Genomic DNA, 259 nt, shown 5'->3' with positions numbered 1-259 from the left:
AAGCCGTAACATGCGAAAAAATGGCGTGCCAGCAGATATTATGACCATTGATTGCTTAAAATCAGGCAAGCGAATTATTGTGGTTTTGCATGACCAAGATCCCGAGCAAGTGTCTTATCAGTTCTCGTATAAAGACCAAGACCCTGCTGGTGAGTTTTCAAGTTTGGCTAACGCTGATCTGTCTGAAGCGGTTTTTTATGAATGGATAAAAACTTATTTCACTCCTGCTAATGAGTGAGTGATACATGAGAGCTTAAAG

The 259-nt window shown here is 40.5% G+C and carries 1 protein-coding gene; it reads left to right on the top strand.

Annotation, left to right across the window (positions count from 1 at the left end; all coding sequences use genetic code 11):
- Window positions 1–238 (top strand): hypothetical protein (locus Q4528_RS14535; protein ID WP_303522355.1); only part of this gene is annotated, 238 nt, incomplete at its 5' end.
- Window positions 239–259: the final 21 nt, after the last annotated feature.

It is taken from the genome of Staphylococcus pasteuri, assembly GCF_030547725.1.
Classification (GTDB): Bacteria; Bacillota; Bacilli; order Staphylococcales; family Staphylococcaceae; genus Staphylococcus; species Staphylococcus pasteuri.
Note: the sequence above shows the minus strand (reverse complement) of the source record. Positions and strands in the feature narration are given on the sequence as shown.